At 71.4% G+C, this 19,642-nt stretch carries 20 protein-coding genes and 1 pseudogene; 9 read left to right on the top strand and 12 right to left on the bottom strand.

Annotation, left to right across the window (positions count from 1 at the left end; translation table 11 throughout):
• Window positions 1–26 precede the first annotated feature (26 nt).
• On the bottom strand, window positions 27–1,346 hold the full coding sequence (locus tag OH768_RS15295) for an alginate lyase family protein (protein ID WP_406453953.1): 1,320 nt from the start codon (window positions 1,344–1,346) through the stop codon (window positions 27–29).
• Between the two features lie 246 nt (window positions 1,347–1,592).
• On the opposite strand from OH768_RS15295, the gene OH768_RS15300 reads away from it, so the two are divergent.
• Window positions 1,593–2,750, top strand: coding sequence for a serine hydrolase domain-containing protein (locus tag OH768_RS15300; RefSeq protein WP_406453955.1), 1,158 nt, complete (start codon window positions 1,593–1,595; stop codon window positions 2,748–2,750).
• 157 nt (window positions 2,751–2,907) lie between these two features.
• Here OH768_RS15300 and OH768_RS15305 read toward each other — a convergent pair whose 3' ends face one another.
• Window positions 2,908–3,552, bottom strand: coding sequence for a nitroreductase family protein (locus OH768_RS15305; RefSeq protein ID WP_406453957.1), 645 nt, complete (start codon window positions 3,550–3,552; stop codon window positions 2,908–2,910).
• Between the two features lie 73 nt (window positions 3,553–3,625).
• Between OH768_RS15305 and OH768_RS15310 the strand changes: the two genes are divergently transcribed.
• On the top strand, window positions 3,626–4,318 hold the full coding sequence (locus OH768_RS15310) for an IclR family transcriptional regulator (RefSeq protein ID WP_406453959.1): 693 nt from the start codon (window positions 3,626–3,628) through the stop codon (window positions 4,316–4,318).
• A 54-nt stretch (window positions 4,319–4,372) separates the two neighbouring features.
• Here OH768_RS15310 and OH768_RS15315 read toward each other — a convergent pair whose 3' ends face one another.
• The 7 genes and pseudogenes from OH768_RS15315 to OH768_RS15345 form a co-directional block, all read right to left on the bottom strand.
• The gene (locus tag OH768_RS15315; RefSeq protein WP_406453961.1) at window positions 4,373–6,001 is read right to left on the bottom strand and encodes a carboxylesterase/lipase family protein; all 1,629 of its coding nucleotides are present in this window, start codon (window positions 5,999–6,001) and stop codon (window positions 4,373–4,375) included.
• A gap of 134 nt (window positions 6,002–6,135) precedes the next feature.
• Entirely contained in the window at window positions 6,136–6,612 is a 477-nt protein-coding gene (locus OH768_RS15320; protein ID WP_406453963.1) for a hypothetical protein, read from the bottom strand.
• Entirely contained in the window at window positions 6,596–7,087 is a 492-nt protein-coding gene (locus tag OH768_RS15325; RefSeq protein ID WP_406465281.1) for an RNA polymerase sigma factor, read from the bottom strand. The genes OH768_RS15320 and OH768_RS15325 overlap by 17 nt, the downstream gene beginning before the upstream one ends.
• An 85-nt stretch (window positions 7,088–7,172) precedes the next feature.
• Entirely contained in the window at window positions 7,173–7,835 is a 663-nt protein-coding gene (locus OH768_RS15330) for a class F sortase (protein WP_406453965.1), read from the bottom strand.
• Complete coding sequence (locus OH768_RS15335) at window positions 7,832–8,194, bottom strand: sortase-dependent protein (RefSeq protein WP_406453967.1); 363 nt, start codon at window positions 8,192–8,194, stop codon at window positions 7,832–7,834. Before OH768_RS15335 ends, OH768_RS15330 begins: the two co-directional genes overlap by 4 nt.
• A 171-nt stretch (window positions 8,195–8,365) precedes the next feature.
• Window positions 8,366–8,659 (bottom strand): annotated as a pseudogene (locus OH768_RS15340) (nuclear transport factor 2 family protein); the annotation flags it as partial.
• Window positions 8,660–8,695: 36 nt separating this feature from the next.
• On the bottom strand, window positions 8,696–9,766 hold the full coding sequence (locus tag OH768_RS15345; RefSeq protein WP_406453969.1) for an ABC transporter permease: 1,071 nt from the start codon (window positions 9,764–9,766) through the stop codon (window positions 8,696–8,698).
• A gap of 79 nt (window positions 9,767–9,845) precedes the next feature.
• Here OH768_RS15345 and OH768_RS15350 point away from each other — a divergent pair, with 79 nt between their 5' ends.
• Window positions 9,846–10,298: a MarR family winged helix-turn-helix transcriptional regulator gene (locus OH768_RS15350; protein WP_406453971.1), complete on the top strand. Its 453-nt coding sequence runs from the start codon at window positions 9,846–9,848 to the stop codon at window positions 10,296–10,298.
• An 8-nt stretch (window positions 10,299–10,306) separates the two neighbouring features.
• Here OH768_RS15350 and OH768_RS15355 read toward each other — a convergent pair whose 3' ends face one another.
• A complete protein-coding gene (locus tag OH768_RS15355) occupies window positions 10,307–11,020 on the bottom strand; it encodes a GntR family transcriptional regulator (protein WP_406453973.1) in 714 nt (237 codons plus the stop codon).
• A gap of 100 nt (window positions 11,021–11,120) precedes the next feature.
• Here OH768_RS15355 and manD point away from each other — a divergent pair, with 100 nt between their 5' ends.
• The 6 genes from manD (at window position 11,121) to OH768_RS15385 (ending at window position 18,023) form a co-directional block, all read left to right on the top strand.
• On the top strand, window positions 11,121–12,329 hold the full coding sequence (gene manD / locus OH768_RS15360) for a D-mannonate dehydratase ManD (protein ID WP_406453975.1): 1,209 nt from the start codon (window positions 11,121–11,123) through the stop codon (window positions 12,327–12,329).
• Complete coding sequence (locus tag OH768_RS15365) at window positions 12,326–13,753, top strand: mannitol dehydrogenase family protein (protein ID WP_406453977.1); 1,428 nt, start codon at window positions 12,326–12,328, stop codon at window positions 13,751–13,753. Before manD ends, OH768_RS15365 begins: the two co-directional genes overlap by 4 nt.
• A 56-nt stretch (window positions 13,754–13,809) precedes the next feature.
• Window positions 13,810–15,207 carry an MFS transporter gene (locus OH768_RS15370; protein WP_406453979.1) on the top strand — a complete coding sequence of 466 codons (1,398 nt, stop codon included), beginning with the start codon at window positions 13,810–13,812 and terminating at the stop codon, window positions 15,205–15,207.
• On the top strand, window positions 15,204–16,271 hold the full coding sequence (locus OH768_RS15375) for an L-idonate 5-dehydrogenase (protein WP_406453981.1): 1,068 nt from the start codon (window positions 15,204–15,206) through the stop codon (window positions 16,269–16,271). The genes OH768_RS15370 and OH768_RS15375 overlap by 4 nt, the downstream gene beginning before the upstream one ends.
• A gap of 49 nt (window positions 16,272–16,320) precedes the next feature.
• Window positions 16,321–17,325: a sugar kinase gene (locus OH768_RS15380; RefSeq protein ID WP_406453983.1), complete on the top strand. Its 1,005-nt coding sequence runs from the start codon at window positions 16,321–16,323 to the stop codon at window positions 17,323–17,325.
• 71 nt (window positions 17,326–17,396) lie between these two features.
• Entirely contained in the window at window positions 17,397–18,023 is a 627-nt protein-coding gene (locus OH768_RS15385) for a bifunctional 4-hydroxy-2-oxoglutarate aldolase/2-dehydro-3-deoxy-phosphogluconate aldolase (RefSeq protein WP_406453985.1), read from the top strand.
• A 22-nt stretch (window positions 18,024–18,045) separates the two neighbouring features.
• Here OH768_RS15385 and OH768_RS15390 read toward each other — a convergent pair whose 3' ends face one another.
• A complete protein-coding gene (locus tag OH768_RS15390; protein WP_406453987.1) occupies window positions 18,046–18,180 on the bottom strand; it encodes a hypothetical protein in 135 nt (44 codons plus the stop codon).
• 193 nt (window positions 18,181–18,373) lie between these two features.
• Complete coding sequence (locus OH768_RS15395; RefSeq protein WP_406453989.1) at window positions 18,374–19,564, bottom strand: spermidine/putrescine ABC transporter substrate-binding protein; 1,191 nt, start codon at window positions 19,562–19,564, stop codon at window positions 18,374–18,376.
• Window positions 19,565–19,642: the final 78 nt, after the last annotated feature.

Genomic DNA, 19,642 nt, shown 5'->3' on the forward strand with positions numbered 1-19,642 from the left:
TCGATGTCACTCGGTGTACGACGGTTTCACTTGCTGTACAGCAGCGTTCCGAAGCCGAGTTGGTCGTAGCCGCCGCTGTTGGGCCCGTAGTCGCCGCCACCGCCTTCCGCACGCACCTTCTCAGCCATGAGGGTGATGAACGGGGTGCTCAGGCGCCGTCGGCGGGCGTAGTGGTTGTGCAGAATCTCCCAAACCGGGCGAACGGCCCCCCGGGCTATGTCGGAGATCACAGGCTGCTCCATGTACCGTCCGGCGCCCTGTCCGCTGCGCCAGGCGTACGTCGTGAAGGGCACGGCCGCGCCGAGGTTGTACTTGGCGACGTACTCGGCGGCCTTCATGAACCGGTTGTCGAGGTAGCCGTAAAGGTCGACGTCCTGGTTCCAGGCCATCTCGCAGATCGCGCCCATGAGGCCCATGCCCATCATGGTGTGGCCCTGGTCGCGGCCGCTCTCCTGCCACTGGGCGAGGTTCTGGCCGCTGTAGACGAAGGGGATGGCGTGCTTGAACGAGCCATTGCCCGCACCGGACTTCATATAGGTCACCGCGAGTTCGAAGGTGGCGCGGTCGTCGCACAGGATGCCGGTCGCCATGAGGGAGGCGACGTTGCACAGGTCCCAATTCGCCCAGTAGTTGGTGATGTTGGCAGTGTTGTGGTTGATCAGGAAGCCGGTGTTCATCGGCGTGAAGACGGTGCGCAGCATCTTCTTGAAGCGGGCGAACTCGAAGTCCGGGTGGTCGCGGACGAGTTCGGCGGCGTTGGCGAACTGGTAGCCGTAGATGCCGGAGGCCAGGAAGCGGTCGGCGTTGCCGTTGACCGAAGTGAGGGTGGCCGACCAGGCGTTGAGGATGGCGACGGCCGTGTCGCCGTTGGCCTTGCTGCCGTCGATCTGCCAGCGCAGGGCGTTCTGGTAGGCGGCGTGGATGTCGTTGTAGAGGATGCCGTAGTTCTGGCCGGTGCCGCCGCGTACGACGACGGCCTGCGGGCGGGGCTGCCACGTGCTCGCGGAGTGCGGGTTGCCGGTGAGGCGGGTCCAGCCCTTCAGCCAGGGGTCCTTGTGGGCGGCGATCCGGACCTTGGCGCGGTGCAGGTCACCGGCGTTGTGCAGCATGCCCGGGTGGGTCAGGGCCTGCGGCCGGGCGGTGGCGGTGCCGATGGCCGTGCCGGGCTGCGCGGCATCCGCGCCGCCTCCGGAGAACGCGGCGATCCCACCGCCGACGACTCCCGCCGCCGCGACGCCGCCGCCGAGCGTGAACAGGCCCCGGCGGGTGAGACGGTGCTTGTTGGCGGGCTTGCGGGCGCCGGTCGGCTTGGCCGCGCTGGTCGGCTCGGGTGCGTTCGTTGCCATGTGGGTGGCTCCGGTGCGTGAGGAATCGGGGGACGCAGAGGGAGACGGGGTGAAGGCTTCGGCGATAACAGTTTTTGCGGCGCCGAGTTGGACCCCGTAGGGGGCAACCCTGGTAAACCCCTTGTTCTGCACGGGAGTTGGTCCGGATGACGCCAGGGGCGGGTGCCCTCCTCGCCGACGATCCGGGGAGGGCCGTATGCGATGAGGCTGATCACCGACAGCCACCGGAGAACTCAGGAGCAGCCGATGCGCACCCGCCGTCGCACCACCGTCCTCACCGCCTCGCTCGTCCTCGCCCTCTCGGCAGGACCCCTGGCCGCACCCGCGTTCGCCGCACCCTCCTCCCCCTCAACTGCCGTACAGGGAACAGCCGGTCCGGACGCCGAGGCGCTGCGGGCCGCGCTCGCCGGGCTGCCGGACGCGGATGCCACGGCGGCTCTCGTGCGGGTGCGAGGGACGGACGGGAGCTGGCGCGGGAGTGCCGGGGTGCACGATCTGGAGAGCGGTGCCGCCGCGGATCCGGACGCGCGTTTCCGGGCCGGTTCGACGACGAAGGTGGTGACGGCGGCAACCGTGCTGCGGCTTGCGGCGCAGGGGAAGGTCGACCTGGACACACCGGTCCAGCGCTATCTGCCGGGGCTGCTCACGCGGGCCTTCGAGCCCATATCCGTACGGCAGTTGCTGAATCACACGAGTGGCATCCAGGCCGGCGACGGCTTCGGGGACGCCTTCGAGGACCAGTACGCGCACCGCTTCGACACGCTCACACCCCGGCAGGTCGTCGCGTCGGCGGTGGCGAAGGGGCCCGAGTTCCGGCCGGGTGAGCAGCAGGACTACCTCAACATCAACTACACGATCCTCGGCCTGCTGATCGAGAAGGTGACGGGACACTCGTACGCCTCGGAGGCCAACCGGCTCGTGCTGCGCCCTGCGGGCATGCGGGACACGTACTTCCCCGGCACCGACCCGCGCATCCGGGGTCCGCACAACCACGGCTACCAGGTGGTCCAACAGGCCGACGGCACAACGAAGTTCGTAGACGTCACCGACTGGAACCAGGCGGACCGGTGGGCGGCCGGCGACATGATCTCGACGACCGCCGACCTGGAACGGCTGATCACGGCGCTGTTCCGGGGGCGGATCGTGCCGGGGCCGCAACTGCAGGAGATGTTCACGGTGCCGGCCGGTATCGAGGGCGCCGGCTACAGCGCCGGGCTCCAGCGTTTCGAGTACGGCGGGAAGGTCTACTGGCTCAAGTCCGGTGCCCGGTACGGCTACAGCACCGTGGTCCTCGCCACCCGCGACCTGTCCCGCACCCTCGTCTACTCCGTCGACTCGACGGACGCCAAGGGCGAGTCGATGAACGCGGTCGCGATGCGGATCGCACTGGCGGCGCTCAAGTAGCCAGCCCCGAGGCGGGAGTTGGCGCGAGTGACCGCGACTCCGCGAGGGCAAGCACGTTCTGCGGTACCGACAGGGACGACAGACAGGACCGACCGGATGCGGATGTCCTTCAGGAAGGTGGCTCTGTCCTTTCATGGCTGCGCGGCCCTCCCCTCCCTCACCACTCGTCCCAGTGCAGCACCTCCCCGCGAGGGATCCGGCGGGCCGGGCGGAAGTCCGTGCCGAGGGTGTGTGCGACGGGGATGAGGGCCGTCTGCATCACGTCGGTGTAGGGGATGCCGAGCAGGCGGGCCGTTTCCTTCTCGTGGACGAGGTTGCCCGTGGTCCAGCAGGTGCCGAGGCCGCGGGCGCGGGCGGCGAGCATGAAGCTCCAGACCGCCGGGAGGATGGATCCCCAGGTGCCCGCCTGGTGGAGTACGGGTGCGTCGTCGGTACGGCCCTCCACGCACGGGACGACGATCGCCGGGACCTCGTGGAGGTGCTCGTAGAGGTGCGCGGCGCCGGAGAAGACGCGGTCCATGTGCGCGACGTCGGCCCGGCGGATGTCGCGCTCCGGGACGGGGGCGGAGACCCCCGGTGTGCTCACCCCGGCCCGCCACAGCTCGGCGAGGGCGGCTCGTCGTTCCGGGTCGGTGACGATGACGAAGTGCCAGCGCTGGCGGTTGCGTCCGGTCGGCGCCTGGACCGCCAAGTCCACGCATTCTTCCAGGAGTTGACGGGGTACGGGGCGGGTGAGATCCAGGCGGCGGCGGACGGCCCGGGTGGTGGACAGGAGCTCGTCGGAAGAGAGGTCGAGAGTCATGCGTTGACCTTCGCGGGGCGTGCCCGGCGGCGGCAACGTCCAGCTTTCACTGGATGAAAACGTGGGGTGCGAAGTGGCCGAGAGTGTGGCCGGGCGGGTCTTCTCGGTGCTGGACGCCTTCGTGGGCGGACCGGACACCCTGCGGCTGACGGACATCGCACGGCGGACGGGACTTCCGGTGCCCACCGCGCTGCGGATGGTGCGGGAACTGGTGGCCTGGGGCGGGCTTGAGCGCGCGGCCGACGGCTCCTACCGCCTGGGCACCCGCATCCGGGCGCTCGGCGCGGCGGCGCCCTGTCCGCGCGGGCTGCTGGACGCGGCGCTGCCCGCGCTCCGTGCCCTGTCCGCGCGCACCGGCGGGCACGCCGACGTCGCCGTGCCGGCGGACGGTACGGCGCTGTGCCTGGTCAGCGGCGAGCGGCTGCCGCTGTACGCGACGGCGGCCGGCAAGGTCCTGCTGGCCCACGGCCACGGCCCGCCCGCCTCCGTCGCACGCCACACCCCGCACACGCTGACCGCGCCGGGCCCCCTCGGCGCCCAGCTGGCCCGGGTCCGCGCGACGGGCCTGGCCACCGCGCACGAGGAGTACCGGCTCGGCGAACTGTCGCTGGCGGCACCGGTGTTGAGGGCAGGTATCACGGTGGCAGCCGTCTCGGTCACGGCGGTCACCAGCACGCCGTACGACCGGCTGGGCGCCGCCGTACGGGAGGCCGCCGTCGCGGTGGGCCGCGTACTCGACGAGCCGCCGCGCACGGGGCGGCCGTGACGTGTCCCGTGCGCGGCGACGGGAACGGGTCCCGCGCCTGTCGGCCGTGACTCGTCAGGTGCTCGGCGCCCCCAGGCTCCCCCAGAAGTCCAGGTCGTGTTCCTGGGCGAAGCCGTGCGTGGCCTTGGAGCAGGCGGCCGGCGGGTCGTCGCTCGACGGGGCGGTGTCGCAGGCCTTCAGGGACATCAACTCCCCTGTCTGTGTCCGGTACTTCGGCCAGTTCGGGGTGCCGGGGCCGTTCGGGTCGCCGGTTGTGGTGAAGCGGTCCCAGAAGGTGATCATCTGGCGGGACAGCTCCAGTTGGTCGTCGTCGTAGGGCAGGGTCTGGCCGAGGTAGTCCCAGAGGTAGCCGAGGTCGTCGACGTGGATGGCGCCGCCGAAGGGGAAGTCGCGGGCCGTGGCGCTCTGTTGCTGGAGTCGGTAGATCGAGGTGAAGTGCGGGGTGTCGCTCTCGGCGAACTCGTAGGCGTACGTCGGCACCCGGCGCGACAGCCGTGCCATCAGCTGTTGGCGGTCGTAGGAGGTCGAGCCGTTCTGGACGGCGGTCCAGGCCTGGCCCGGGGTGGGGTAGGCGGTCGGCGGGTACTCGGCGAGGACCTTGTCCGCGTTCATGCCGTACGTCGACTTCACGGCCTGGGTGTACTGGTCGGCGGTCATCGGTGTGCCGAGGTAGTCGTAGTTCTGGAAGGTGAACAGGCCGCGTTCGCTGTTGGTCTGGCCCAGCATGACCGGGACCTTGGTGAAGGCGCCGGTCTGTACGGCCGTTGCCGGGTCGGTCGGGAAGGCGGTCCCGCCGAGGGACGGGCGGACGGGGGCCTTGAGCTGGGCGGCGACGATCGCGGTGGCGGGCTTGGCGCGCAGACAGGCGAGGACATCGGGGGCGGTGGCGCAGCCGATCTCCTGGACGAAGGCCCGGCTCTGGGTCTCACCGGCCGCCGCAGACTGGAGGCCGCAGCTGCCGCTCATGACGACCGCGCGGGCGAACAGGCCCTTGGCGGTGGGTGAGGCGAGCTGGTCGCAGACCGAACTGCCGCCCGCGGACTGGCCCGCGATGGTGACGTTCTTGGCGTCGCCGCCGAAGTGCCCGATGTTGGACCGCACCCAGCGCAGCGCCGCCTGTTGGTCCAACAGGCCGTAGTTTCCGGCCCCGTTGGCGTTCTCGGCCCGCAGTTCGGGGAGGTTGAGGTAACCGAGCGGGCCCAGGCGGTAGTTGACGGTGACCACGACCGCGCCGGTCTGCTGGACGAACTTGCGTGGGTTGGTGTCCTGGCCCGCGCCGCCGAAGAAGCCGCCGCCGTGGATCCAGACCACGACCGGGGCGTCGGCCCTACTCCCTTGCGGGGCATAGACGTTGAGGCCGAGGCAGTCCTCGGTGGTGATCGCCTTCTCGTAGCCGGGGTCCCAGCCGGAGGGCTGGGCGCAGCGGTCGGAGAAGCGGGTGGCGTCGCGGACGCCCGTCCAGGAAGCGGCCGGCCGAGGGGCCGTCCAGCGGTCGGCGGCGGTGGGGGCGGCGGCGTACGGGATGCCGAGCCAGGCGTCGTATCCGGTCTGCGCCTGTCCCTTCACCCTGCCGGAGGCGGTGGGGACCACCAGCGATGTGCGTTGCGAACTCCCTTGTGCGGGAGGGGACTTCAGTGCGTGTACGGCGATCGGGGACAGAAGCCCGAGGCCGAGCACGCTCACGGTTGCCAGGATGGTGCGGACTCTGCTGCGGAGTGTCGTCGTCCTTCCCATGACTCACTTGTGTAACCGCTTGGCAATATTGTCGGCAAGATGCGCGACACGATTGGCTGCAATTGCCCCTGTGAGCGCGGGAGTTACCGCGTGCGGGTCGGTACGGCCGAGGGGGCGACGGTACGGGACGTGGGTGAGGCCGAGGTCTGTGCCGAGGGGGCCGTGGACGGTTCCATGGTCGGGACGCTCGCGTGGCTCGGGTCCGCGCTGGGGGTGGGTGCCTTGGTGGCGGGCCGGGTGGGCGCAGTCGTAGGCCTGCCGGTCGTAGGACTGCTGCTCGCGGGGGGTGGGGCGAGGGGGACCGTGGGGGTCACGGGGGTGTCGTGGTGGGCCAGGCGGAACGGGAGGGCGGCGAGGACGAGGACCGCGCAGGTCGCGCCGGCCCCGGCCGCCGCGCGGAGCAGGCGGCGGCGGTGCGCGCCACGGCGGATCGACTCGTAGCGGCCGGGGGGCGGGCCCAGGTACTCGGCGGAGGAGGGCCGCAGGATGACCGTGAGGGGGTCGTCGAGGGCGAAGTCGGGCTCACGCCCCTCGTCCTCCTCGTCAAAGTGTGTGGTCAAGGCTTCTCCTCAGATGGGCTCGGAGCAGTTCGCGGGCCGCGTGGAGGTCGGCCTTGATGGTTCCTTCCTTGCGCCCGGTCAGCACGGACACCTCCCGGATCGGCATGTCGGCGTAGTAGTGCAGGAGGATCGGGACGCGCAGTCGTTCCGGCAGCGACTGGACGAGCAGCCGTACGGACGGGTCGGTCTGTTCGGTGGGCGGTCGTATCGCTTCCTCGGTGGTGGCGCGGCGCACGGCCCGGCGTTCGCGCTCCAGTTTGCGCCAGTGGTCCCGGACGAGGTTGGCCGCGGTGACGTAGAGGAAGCCGCGCGGTTCCGCGACCTTCGTCCAGCGGGCCCAGAGCCGGGTGAAGGCCTCGGAGGCGATCTCGTGGGCCGTCTCGTCGTCGTCGACGAGCCGGCGGCACCAGCCGGCGAGGCGCGGGTAGACGGCGGCGAACAGTTCGGACGCTGCCCTCTCGCTGGACCGTTTCAACATGCTCCGTAGGGGGTGGTGAGGTTCACGGAGGAAGACCCCGGACCGCCGGCGGGGGTTCCGGCGGTCCGGGATCCGGACCGGATCAGGGGCTCGCGGCGGTCAGTGCCGCGAAGACGATCACGTTGTCGAGGTAGCCCGTACCGGTACGGGTCCCGCCGCAGGTGATGAGCCGCAGTTCGGGGCGGTCCACGTTCCCGTACACCTTGTCCGACGGGAAGTCGGCCTTGGCGACCGTCCGTACGGCGGTGACCGCGAACACGGCCGTCGTGCCGTTCTCCAGGACCACGTCGATCCGGTTCCCCGCGCGCAGCCGCGCGAGGTGGCGGAAGACCCCGTCCCCGTACGCGCCGACCGTCACATGCCCGAGGATCACCGACGGCCCGGTCGCGCCGGGAGTCGGCGAGTACCGGTACCAGCCCGCCCGGTCGTGCGCCGTGATCGGCGGCACCTGGACGGTGCCGTCCGAGGCCAGCCCCAGCCGCATGACCGGGGTGTCGACCCCGATGGCCGGGACGCGCAGGGTGACCGGGACGGACCGCGCCAGGGCGTGCACCACCTTGGCGCCGGAACCCGCCGAAGGCGTCGGACTCCCCTGCTGCGAACTTCCCTGCCCCGAACTCCCTTGATTCGCAGAGGAGTTCGCGGAGGAGTTCGCGGCCGGGGCGGTCCCGTTTCCGCCGCCGCAGCCGGTGAGCAGGGCCGCCGTCGAGGCCGTGACGAAGGCGCGCCTGGAGAGCGAGGTCATGCCCCGGTCGCCCTCCGGCGCCGTACGACGACGAAGGCGCCGCCACCGACGACGGCCGCGGCGGCTCCCCCGCCGATCAGCGTGGTCGACAGGTCGGACGACTTCGACACCGGCGCGACACCGGTGTCCGGGGCGCCGCGGGGAACGGTGGCGACCTGGCTCGGCGCCACGGTCGGTTCGGCGGAGGGCGCGGTGCTCGGGCTGCGGGTGGGCTCGGCGGTGGCGCTGGGGACGGGGCTCGGCGCGGCGGTCGCGGCGCGGGTGGGCGACGCGGATGCCCCGTGGGCGAACGCGGGCACGGTGCTCGCCAGTACGGCGCCGCACGCGAGTGCCATGGCGCTGAGGACAGTTCGGCGCATGAATCGCTCTCTCTCGTCTGTCGGCCCGCCGGGTCCGCCGGTGGTGCACCGGCGGGGCGGGTCGCGGATCGAGCGGAGAGACGAGGCGGCGGGAGGGCGGGTTGTAAAGAGCGGGCAAAGTCCTGGAGGCGTACGGGACTTCACCCACCGCACCGCGCTGTCCTGCGGGGTTCAGGCGGAGAGCGGGGCGAGGTCGACGTAGACGCGGAAGTCGTCGATGAGGCCGGTCTCGTCGACGTGCCACATGGTGACGGCGGGGACGGTGACGGTGTCGCCGGTCAGCCGGAAGTAGTCGACCGTCTCCTCGACGATGGCGTCGGCGCCGGTGTACCACTCACGGACGACGTTGTGGCGCAGCCCCTTGATGGTGCTGAAGAAGCCGCCGATGCCGGCCGCTATCTCCTCGGGTCCGGTCATCGGTTCGGCGTTCCCGAAGCGCATCCGGCCCTGTAAGGCGAACAGGCGGCTGAGCCGACGGCGCCGGTCCCGTCGTTGACCGCTTCACGCGGGCACAGGGGCCCGTTCGGGGGACGGGGTGCCGCGGCGGTACACGTCCTTGAGGTAGAGGACGAGGGCGGCGCCGAGTATCCACACCGGGAGGATCACCAGGGCGCGGACGAGGCCGTCGTTCTGGAAGCGCGACAGGCCCTGCATCGCGCGGACGCCGACTCCGACCGGCAGGATCTCGGAGAGCGGGCGCAGCCAGCCGGGCAGATAGGCCGCGGGCATGATGCCGCCGCTGCTGCTGTTGCCGAGGATCAGCATGAGGATCGAGGCGAGGCTGACGCCGGCCGAGCCGAACAGCCGTAGCAGCACCATGGTCGTACCGCCGACCGCCGCGCCCATCAGCGCGATGACCGTGACGAGCGGCACGAAGGAGCCGGGCAGCGCGCCGAACCCGGTGCTCCCGGCGATGGTCGCGATCAGCAGTCCGCCGACGATGCCGAACAGGGCCAGGCTGGCCATCCGCCAGCGGTACTGGAGGCGGGGCGCGAGCTGGTAGGTGGTCATACCGAAGAGGTAGCCCGCGAGGACCAGACCGAAGGCCGCGTAGAAGACGGAGAGGCCGCGGGTGTCGCCGGCCGCGGCCGGGGCCACATCCTCGACGGCGAGTTCGTGGTGCTCGGCATGGGCGACGGAGCCGAAGGCGGTGGTCACGGTCGCGGTGACGGCGGCGCCGTTCGCGCTGCCGTAGAGGAGCTTGCCGTCGCCGAGGTAGGCGGCGTAGACCTTCCTGTCCTGTACGGCGTTCCGGGCGGCGGACTCGTCGGGGTAGGTCTCGACGGCGAAGCCGCCCGGGGCGAGGCGCTCCAGGTCCTGGTTCAGGTGGGCCTGTGCGGTGCCTATCTCCGTTGTGCCGACGCGGAGTTGGTGCGGGCGCGGGGCGTGGAAGGCGGCGAGGTAGACGCTGACGAACACGGTGCCGATGAGGAGCACGACCGCGACGGGGAGCAGGACGGCGCGTGTGTTTCCGGGGCCGGGGGGCGGGTGGGCCACGTCCAGGGCGTGCTTGTGCGGCGGTCGGGGGGTGCCTGTGGTGCCGGTGGCTCGGGGTGCGACTTGCTGGGACATCGGGAGCGGTCCTAGATTAGAAGGCAACTGATAATATTTGTACATCACAATCAGCTGCCTTACAAAAGAGGTCCACCCTGTGAACCATCCCGACCGCCGCACCGGCTACGTCACCTGGCAGATCGGTCAGATCATGGCGGCCCGGATGGAGCGCGCCCTGCGCCCGCTCCGGCTGACCCTCGCCCAGCACCGGGCCCTGATGCAGGCCGTGCTCGACCCGGGGGTCTCCAGCGCGACCGCGGCACGGCGGGCGGCGATCACCCCGCAGTCCATGGGGACCGCGGTCAACGGGCTGGTCGAGCGGGGGATGCTGGAGCGCCGGACCACGCCCGGCGACCGGCGCACCCAACGCCTGCACGCCACCGAGGCCGGTGTGCGGCTCGCGGCCCAGGCCGCCGAGACGGTGGACGCGGCCCACGCGGAGGCGCTCCAGGCCCTGACGCCGGCGGAGCAGGAACAGACGCACGCGCTGCTGCTCAAGCTGCTGGCGTCACTGAATCCGTCGGCACTGGAGGGCGGGGGCGCGGAGTAGCGGGGCCGCTACTCCCACACCACCACGTTGCGCCGCACCGGCACCGTCGACGGCCCGCTGGCGAACAGTTCCGGTGAATGGGCGTGGATGCGCTCGATGTCGCTGAAGACGGCCCGGAGGTGGGTGCGCATGGCGGCGCGGGCGAGTGGGACGTTGCCGGCGACGACCGCGTCGTAGATCTCGCGGTGCTGGAGCGCGAAGACGGCCGGGGAGACGTTCTCGTGCAGGCCGAGGCGTCGGGCGCGGTCCAGGTGCCCCTTGGCGGCGGCGACGTTGGTCCACACGTTGCCGTGGCCGCTCAGCCGCATCAGGCCGTGGTGGAAGGCCTCGTCCAGGGCGAAGAACTCCTCCAGGCCGAGGTCCGCGCGCTGCTGGCGGGCGAGGTTGTCGCGCAGTTCCCCGTCGACCTCGGGGTCGAGCTCGGCGGGCAGGTCGTCGAGCGAGGCGAGTTCCACGGCCTCCCGCAGGAACTGCGCGTCGGCGACCTGCGCCGGGTCCACCCGGGAGACGAAGGACCCGATCTTCGGGAAGACCTGTACCAGGCCCTCCTGCGACAGCAGGATCAGGCTCTCCCGCACCGGCGTCCGGCTCACGCCGAGGGACGCCGCGAGTTCGTTCTCCGACAGGGCGGCGCCCGGGGCGAGTTCGAGGGTCAGGACCATCTGACGCAGTTTCAGATAGATCGCGCGCCGACTGGTGCGGTCCCGATTCGAGTGAGCCATGCGGCCATCGTATCCGTGACGCGACCATTGCCACTTCGCGACACATGCTTGTATACAAGTACTGGCCGACCAATTGCGCACCCTTGAAGGAGGGCCACCCGTGAGCAAGATCGAGCGCGTCGACGTGTTCGTCGCCTCCCCCGGGCGCACGTTCGTCACGCTGCGCGTCACCACGGACGACGGTGTGACGGGCCTGGGCGACGCCACGCTCAACGGCCGTGAACTGGCCGTTGCGAGTTATCTGCGCGATCACGTGGCACCCCTGCTGATCGGCAAGGATCCGGCCCGCGTCGAGGACATGTGGCAGTACCTCTACCGGGGCGCGTACTGGCGGCGCGGGCCGGTCACCATGACGGCGATCGCCGCCGTCGACACCGCGCTGTGGGACATCAAGGGGAAGACCGCCGGACTGCCCGTCTACCAGCTGCTCGGCGGCCGGTCCCGGGACGGCGTCCTGGTCTACTCGCACGCCAGCGGCACCGACGTGCCCTCGCTCCTCGACGACGTCGAACGCTATCTGGGGCTGGGCTACAAGGCGGTCCGCGCGCAGGCCGCCGTGCCCGACGTCGGCGGCACCTACGGCGTCCGCAAGGGCAAGGTCTACGAACCGGCCGCGACCGAGCTGCCGGACGAGCAACCCTGGGACACCGAGGCCTACTTGGGGTTCGCGCCGACCTATCTGGCGGCCGTCCGGGAGCGGTTCGGGTTCGGCTTCCACCTGCTGCACGACGTGCACCACCGGCTCACGCCGATCGAGGCGGCCCGGTTCGGCAAGAGCGTCGAAGGGTGCCGGCTGTTCTGGATGGAGGACCCGACACCGGCCGAGAACCAGGAGGCGTTCCGGCTGATCCGGCAGCACACCACGACCCCGATCGCGGTCGGCGAGGTGATGAACTCGATCTGGGACGTCCAGCACCTGATCACCGAGCAGCTCATCGACTACGTCCGCACCACCGTCGTGCATGCCGGCGGCATCACGCATCTGCGGCGGATCTTCGACCTCGCCGCGCTCTACCAGGTGCGGACCGGTTCGCACGGCGCGACCGACCTCTCCCCCGTCAGCATGGCGGCGGCCGTGCACCTCGACATCGCCGTGCCGAACTTCGGGATCCAGGAGCACATGGGCCACCCCGACGAGGCCGCCGAGGTGTTCCGCACCGGCGTCACGTTCGCCGACGGCATGCTCCACCCCTCGGAGGAGCCGGGGCTCGGCGTCGAGTACGACGAGAAGGCGGCCGAGCGCTTCCCCTACCAGCAGCGCTATCTCCCGGTCGCGCGCCGCCTCGACGGGTCGGTGCACGACTGGTGAGCGCGCGCCTGAGTCGTACGACGCCCCTCGCCCCGCAGGCGCGGCCGGCCGTCGACCCCGACCGACTCCGCACCCGCGTGGTCCACTTCGGCCTCGGCGCCTTCCACCGCGCCCACCAGGCCGTCTACACCGAGAACGCCGCCGCGCTCTCCGGTGACCCCTGGGGCATCACCGCCGTGGCGCCCCGGTCGGCGGAGACCGTACGCGCCCTGCGGGACCAGGACTGCCTGTACTCGCTCACCGAGCGCCGTCCGGAGGGACCTCGCACCCGGGTCGTCGGCTCCGTGCTCGACGCGCTGGTCATGGGGCCCGAAGCGAAGGCCGTGGACGCCCTGTTGGCCGATCCTGAGGTGACGGTGGTGACGCTCACCGTGACCGAGAAGGGCTACCAACGGCTCGCGTCCACAGGCGCGTTGGACACGGCCGCCGTCGCCGCCGACCTGGCGGCGGACCCGGCCGGGCCGCTCACCACCGTGATCGGACGGCTGGCCGCCGGGCTCGCGGCCCGGATGCGGGCGGGTGCCGCGCCGATCACTGTCGTGTCCTGCGACAACATGGCGGGAAACGGCGCCGTGTTGAGCCGCATGGTGCGGGAGTTCGTCGGCGCGTCCGGCCTGCCCGACCGTGACCGGATCCTGGACCGGATCGCCGAGAGCGTCGCCTTCCCCTCGACGGTGGTCGACCGGATCGTGCCCGCGACGAGTGCGGCCGACCTGGCCGCCGCCGGGACCGCGCTCGGGGTGCGCGACGAGCTCGCGGTGACGGCCGAGCCGTACCGGCAGTGGATCCTGGAGGACTCCTTCGCGGCACCCCGGCCGCCCTGGGAGCTCGACGGCGCCCTGTTCGTCAGGGATGTGACGCCGTATCAGCTCACCAAGCTGCGGCTGCTGAACGGCTCCCACTCGGCGCTCGCGTACCTGGGCCTGGCCGCGGGTCACACCACGATCGCCGACACCATGGCGGCCGACTGGGGCGAGCGGCTGGTCCGCGCGCTGTGTGCGGAGGTCGCCCCCACCCTCCCGGCGGGCGGCCCCGATCCGGGTGCGTACGGCGACGATCTCGTCGTACGGTTCCGCAATCCCGCGATGCGGCACGCGCTGCGGCAGATCGGCTCCGACGGGTCGCTGAAGATCACGGAGCGCTGGCTGCCCGCCCTGCGCACCCTTCGGGCGGCCGGCACCGCCGCTCCCGTGCTCGAACTCGCCCTCGCCGCCTGGGTGTTCAGCACCCGCCCGCCCGCCGCCGGCACCGACCCGGCGGCCGACGCCCTCGCCGCCTGCTGGGACGGGAGCCGCCGTCCCGTGGAGACGGTCCGCGCGCTGCTGCGCGCCGTCGACGCGCCGGACCTGGCCGACGACACCACGCTCACCACCGCCGTCGCCGACCGGCTGCCCGCGCTCCGGGCCGACCGCGTCGAGATCTGACCCCGTCCCCCCGTCCCCGTCCCCGCGCTCAACTCGGCACACGAACAACGGAGTTCATGATGCAGGACAGCCCCACCATCCCGGAGACCGCTCACCCCGCCCGACGCACGACCCGCGATCTCACCAAGGCAGCCGTCTCCGGCTGGCTCGGTACGGCCATGGAGTTCATGGACTTCCAGCTGTACTCGCTGGCCGCCGCGATCGTCTTCAACAAGATCTTCTTCCCGGACGTCAGCCCCGCCATCGGCCTCATCGCCGCGATGGCGACCTACGGCGTCGGCTATGTCGCCCGGCTCGCCGGTGCCGTCTACTTCGGCCGGATGGGCGACCGGATCGGCCGCAAGAAGGTCCTCGTCATCACCATCCTGCTGATGGGCGCGTCCACCACCCTCATCGGCGCCCTGCCCACCTACGCCACGATCGGCATCCTCGCGCCGAGCCTGCTCGTCCTGCTGCGGCTGGTGCAGGGGTTCGGCGCCGGTGCCGAGATCGCCGGGGCGACCGTGCTGCTCGCCGAGTACGCCCCCGTGCGCAGGCGCGGCCTGATCGCCTCGCTGGTGTCGCTCGGCACCAACTCCGGGACGCTGGCCGCCTCCGGGCTGTGGGCCGTCCTGATCGGTGTACTCAGCGAAGACCAACTCCTGTCCTGGGGCTGGCGGTTGCCGTTCCTGCTGAGCTTCGCGCTGATGCTCTTCGCGGTCTGGCTGCGGCGCGGCCTCCGGGAGAGCCCGGTCTTCGAGAAGCGTCCCGACGTCGTCGACGGGGTGGGGATGGCCCGCAGCGAGATCGAGTCCACCGTCGCCGAGGCCCCCGAGACCGAGGGCGGCGTCCTCGCGGCCGGCATCCGGCAGCGCAAGGGCCGGGCGTTCTTCCTCGCCCTCGGCCTGCGCCTCGGCCAGGCGGGCAACTCCGGGCTGATCCAGACCTTCCTGGTCGGCTACATCGCCACCAACCTCGCGGTCGGCCGCTCCGTCCCCACCGACGCGATCGTCTACGGCTCCCTCCTCGGCTTCGCCACCGTGCCGGCCGTGGGCCTGATCGGCGACCGCTACGGACGCCGCCCCGTCTACATGGCGCTCTCCCTCCTGACCGTCGTCCTCGCCTTCCCGGTGATGTTCCTCATCGCGTCCGGCTCCCCGGCGGCGGTGCTGCTCGGCATGGTGCTCGGTCTCAACGTCGGTGTCCTCGGCCTCTTCTCCCTGGAGAGCGTGACGATGGCCGAACTCTTCGGCTCCCGCACCCGGTTCACCCAGCTCGCCCTCGCCAAGGAGATCGGCGGCATCCTCACCACCGCGATCGGCCCGGTGCTCGCGGCCTCCCTCACCGCCGTCACCGGCAGCTGGTGGCCCATCGCGGTGATGCTCGTCGTCTACTCCCTCATCACCTTCGTCAGCGCGTACCTCGCGCCCGAGACCCGCGGACGCGACCTGGTCCGGCTGGAGGACGCCGTATGAGCAACTGCCGTACTGACACCGGCCGGATGCGGGCGGTCGTGGTGCACGGGCCCGGCGACGTCCGTATCGACGAACGGACGCGGCCGACTCCTGCCGCCGGTGAGGTACTTCTGGCCCTGGAGTGGGGCGGCATCTGCGGATCCGACATCGCGTACTGGAAGAACGGCGCGTCCGGCACCGCCTCGCTCGCCCACCCGCTGGTCCTCGGCCACGAGGTCGCGGGCCGGATCGCGGCACTCGGCGACGGGGTCACCGGCCTGGCCGAGGGACAGCAAGTCACCGTCCACCCGGCGCAGTTGGTGGGCGACGGCATCCTCCCGGACCGGATCGCCGGCCGCACCAACCTCTACCCGCACATCCGCTACTTCGGCTCGGCGGCCTTCGACCCGCACACCGACGGCGCTTTCAGCGAATACCGTACGGTCCCCGCCGCCCAGATCCGCCCCCTGCCGGACGGCGTCGACACCCAACAGGGCGCCCTGGCCGAGCCGTTGGCCGTCGCCCTGCACGCGGTGGGCCGCGTCCCGGCGCTGCGCGGCCGGACGGTTCTGGTCAACGGGGCAGGTCCGATCGGTGCGTTGGTGGTCGCCGCCGCACGGCACGCCGGGGCCGGCACCGTCGTCGCCGCCGACCTGTCCGCCGCCTCCCTCGCCGTGGCCCGCGCGATGGGCGCCGACGAGACACGGGACATCTCACGCGGCGAGTCCCTGCCCGAGGGCGTGGAGGTGGTCTTCGAGGCGTCCGGCGCCCCCTCCGCCCTCGGCCCGGTACTGCGGTCCACCGCGCGCGGCGGCACCCTCGTCCAGGTCGGCAACCTGCCCGGTACGGCGGTCTCCGCAGCCCTCGGCGACCTGGTGACCCGCGAGATCACCTGGATCGGCTCCTACCGCTTCGTCGAGGAGATCGACGACGCGCTGCGCGCGCTGCGGGACGGGCTGGACGTGACGCCGGTGATCAGTCACCGCTTCCCGCTGGAACGGGCCGAGGAGGCGCTGGCCGTCGCGGCGGATCCGGGCAGCGGGAGCAGCAAGGTGATGCTGCGGCTGGCCGTCCCCTCCGCCTGAAGGTCTGAAGGTCTGAAGGTCGTCCCTCCGAAGAACACAGGAGATTCCCGTGCCCCTGCCGCCCCCGCCCGGTACGGCCGACGTCGTGTGCGTCGGCGAGACGATGGTCGTGCTCGCCCCGCCGGACGGCCGCCCGCTCGCCGAGCAGCCCTCGGTCACCATGACCGTCGGCGGAGCCGAGTCCAATGTCGCCTGCGGTCTGGCCGGCCTCGGCCACCGCGCCGCCTGGATCGGCCGCCTGGGCGACGATCCCTTCGCGCGCCGCGTCCGGGCCGAACTCACCGCGCGCGGCGTGGACGTGAGCGGGGTCGAGACCGACCCGGCCCGCCCAACCGGCGTCTACTTCAAGGACCCGGCCCCGACCGGCACCCGTACCCACTACTACCGCAGCGGATCGGCCGCGTCCGCGATGGGACCGGCGCTGACCCGGCTGCCCGCGCTGCGCCGGGCCCGCGTCGTGCATCTGTCGGGCGTCGCCGCGGCACTCTCCGACGACTGCGCCGCGCTTCTGGAGGCGATCCTCGTCGACCGCGCCCTCGGCCGGCGCGGAAGCGGCCCGCTCGTCTCCTTCGACGTCAACCACCGTCCCGCGCTGTGGCGTTACGGCTCCCCCGACGCGGCGAAGAGCCTGCTGACCCTCGCCCGCGCCGCCGACCTCGTGTTCGTCGGACGCGACGAGGCCGAAGCGCTGTGGGGCACCGCCCGCCCCGACGACGTGGCCGAACTCCTCGGCCCCGCACCACTGATCGTCGTCAAGGACGCCGAGCACGGGGCGACTTCGTACACCGACGGCTCCCGTACGTTCGTCCCCGCGCTGCCCACGGAGGTGGTCGAGCCGGTCGGCGCGGGCGACGCCTTCGCCGCCGGCTACCTGGCCGCGGTACTGGAACACCGCGACGAACGGTCCCGGCTGCGCCTCGGCCACCTGGCGGCGTCGGCGGCGCTACGGACGCGGGACGACGTACCCGTGATGCCTACGCGCACGGAGACCGACCGTCAGCTCGGCCTGGACGAAGCGGCATGGGTCAACCAACCCGAGCACCAACTCCTTTAGGGGCGCGGGGAACTGCGCGACCAGCCCCCACTAGGCCGCACCCGACCAACGACCAAAGGACCCCCGAACCCATGTCCACGGACTTCCTCACCCAACTGACCAAGGACCGCGTGATCGCCGTAGTCCGAGCACCGGAAATCCCCGACGCCGCAGCCCTCTGCGCGGCCCTCCACGCAGGCGGCATCCGCTGGATCGAGTTCACCCGCACCACCCCCTCCCTCCCCACGCATCTCCGCCGCGCAATCGCCGAAGGCCTGCGCGGTGTCGGCGCGGGCACGGTGATGACCGCCAAGCAGGCCGAGGAACTGATCGACGCGGGGGCCGAATACCTGGTCACCCCCGGCTGCCGCCCGGGCGTCGCGCAGGCGGCAACTGCGGCCGGGGTGCCGGTCGTCATGGGCGCCCTGACCCCCACGGAGGTCGGACAGGCTCTGGACCTCGGCGCGGACGCGGTGAAGATCTTCCCGGCACGCGCCTTCGGCCCCCGCCACTTCCGCGACCTGGCGGGCCCGTTCCCCGACGTACCGCTGGTGGCGTCGGGCGGCGTCAACGCCGAGAACGCGGCCGGCTTCCTCACGGCCGGGGCACGCGCGGTCTGCGCCGGCTCGGAGGTCGTACCGCCCGCCGCCGTGGCGTCCGGCGACTGGCCGGAAATCACCCGCAGGGCACGCGCGTTCACGGAGTCGTTGGTGAGGTGAGGAATGCCGCCGGCGTCATCCCTCAGAACCTCCTGCCCGTGTCCTTGTGCTCGTAGCAGCGCACCCGGTCCTGGCCGCAGTGGGCGCAGGCAGCCTTTTCCATCAGTTCCAACTCCTCGGAAAGGCCGCTCAGTTCGCTGCCGGTACGAGCGCCCACGAAGTTCGTCCGCGACCGTTCCGGAGCGCAATCCCCTGTGGTGGGTGCAGTTCGGTTCCGCGCCGAACCACCGCGCTGATCGTCCCCTTCATTGCCGTGTTCGGCGCCTTCCCGAGCGGCAGCGGTCTTGGTGCCAACCATCCCTCTCTTGTGCCGGCCAGAAATCCTCGTCACAACAAGCAGGACGCGCCCCTTACAACCCCACGATCTTGTTCCACTCCTTCGCGAACTCCACCCGTTCCGTCGACGTGATGTCCCGCGCGATGGCGAGGTGCTTGCGCATCGTGGTGTCCGGGAAGATCAGGGGGTTTTCGGCGAGGGCCGCGGTGTCCTTGTCCTTGGCGGACGCGAGGACGTCCTGGGCGGCGGGGACGGGGCAGACGTAGTTGACCCAGGCGGCGAGTTCGGCGGCGACCTCGGGGTCGTAGTAGTAGTCGATCAGTTTTGCGGCGTTGGTCTTGTGGCGGGCCAGGTCGGGGATCATCAGGGAGTCCGCCCAGAGCTCGGCGCCCTCCTCGGGGACGACGAAGCGGATGTCCGGGTTGTCGGCCTGGAGCTGGATCACGTCGCCGGAGTACGCCTGACAGGCCAGGACGTCACCGCTGACCAGGTCCTTGGTGTAGTCGTTGCCGGTGAAGCGGCGGATCTGCTTCCGGTTGATCTGCGTCTGCACCTGGTCGCACACCTTGTGGAAGTCCGCCGCGGTCCACTTGGTGATGTCGACGCCGTTGCCCTGCATCAGCAGCGCGAACGCCTCGTCGAGGCCGGAGAGCAGCGTGACCCGGCCCTTGAGGTCGCTCGCCCACAGGTCGGAGACGTGCCGGATCTCGCGGCCGAGCTTGCGGTGGTTGTACGCGATGCCGGTGATGCCCGACTGCCACGGCACGGTGTACCGGCGGCCCGGGTCGAAGGTCGGCGAGCTGAGCTGCGGGTCGAGGTACTTCGCCACGTTGGGCTGCGCGGCCCGGTCCATCCGCTGGACCCAGCCGAGGCGGACGAACCGGGCGCACATCCAGTCGCTCATGACGATCAGGTCGCGGCCGGTCTGCTGGTGGTTCATGAGGGCCGGGCTGATCTTGCCGAAGAACTCGTCGTTGTCGTTGATCTCCTCGATGTAGTCGACGGAGATCCCGGTGCGCTTCTCGAAGGCGTCGAGGGTGGGCCGCTTGGTCGCGTCGTTGTCATCGGTGTCGATGTACAGCGGCCAGTTCGCCCAGGTCAGCCGCTTGTCCGTGGCGGACAGATCGGCACCGGCGCGGTCCCCCGCCTGCACATAGGCGGCGGGCACACCGCACCCGGCGAGGGCGCCGAGCGCGGCGGCAGAGCCGACCGCGCGCAGCAGGGAGCGGCGGGAGGGCGAGTACGGCTTCGGAGTCTTGGGCACCCGCGCAGCATGACGCGCCGACCCCGGTCCGATCAATGGACGCCGCGTCCAGCGGCTACCCGCGGACCCGACACCTTG

The sequence above is a fragment of the Streptomyces sp. NBC_01622 genome, assembly GCF_045209635.1.
Lineage (GTDB): Bacteria > Actinomycetota > Actinomycetes > Streptomycetales > Streptomycetaceae > Streptomyces.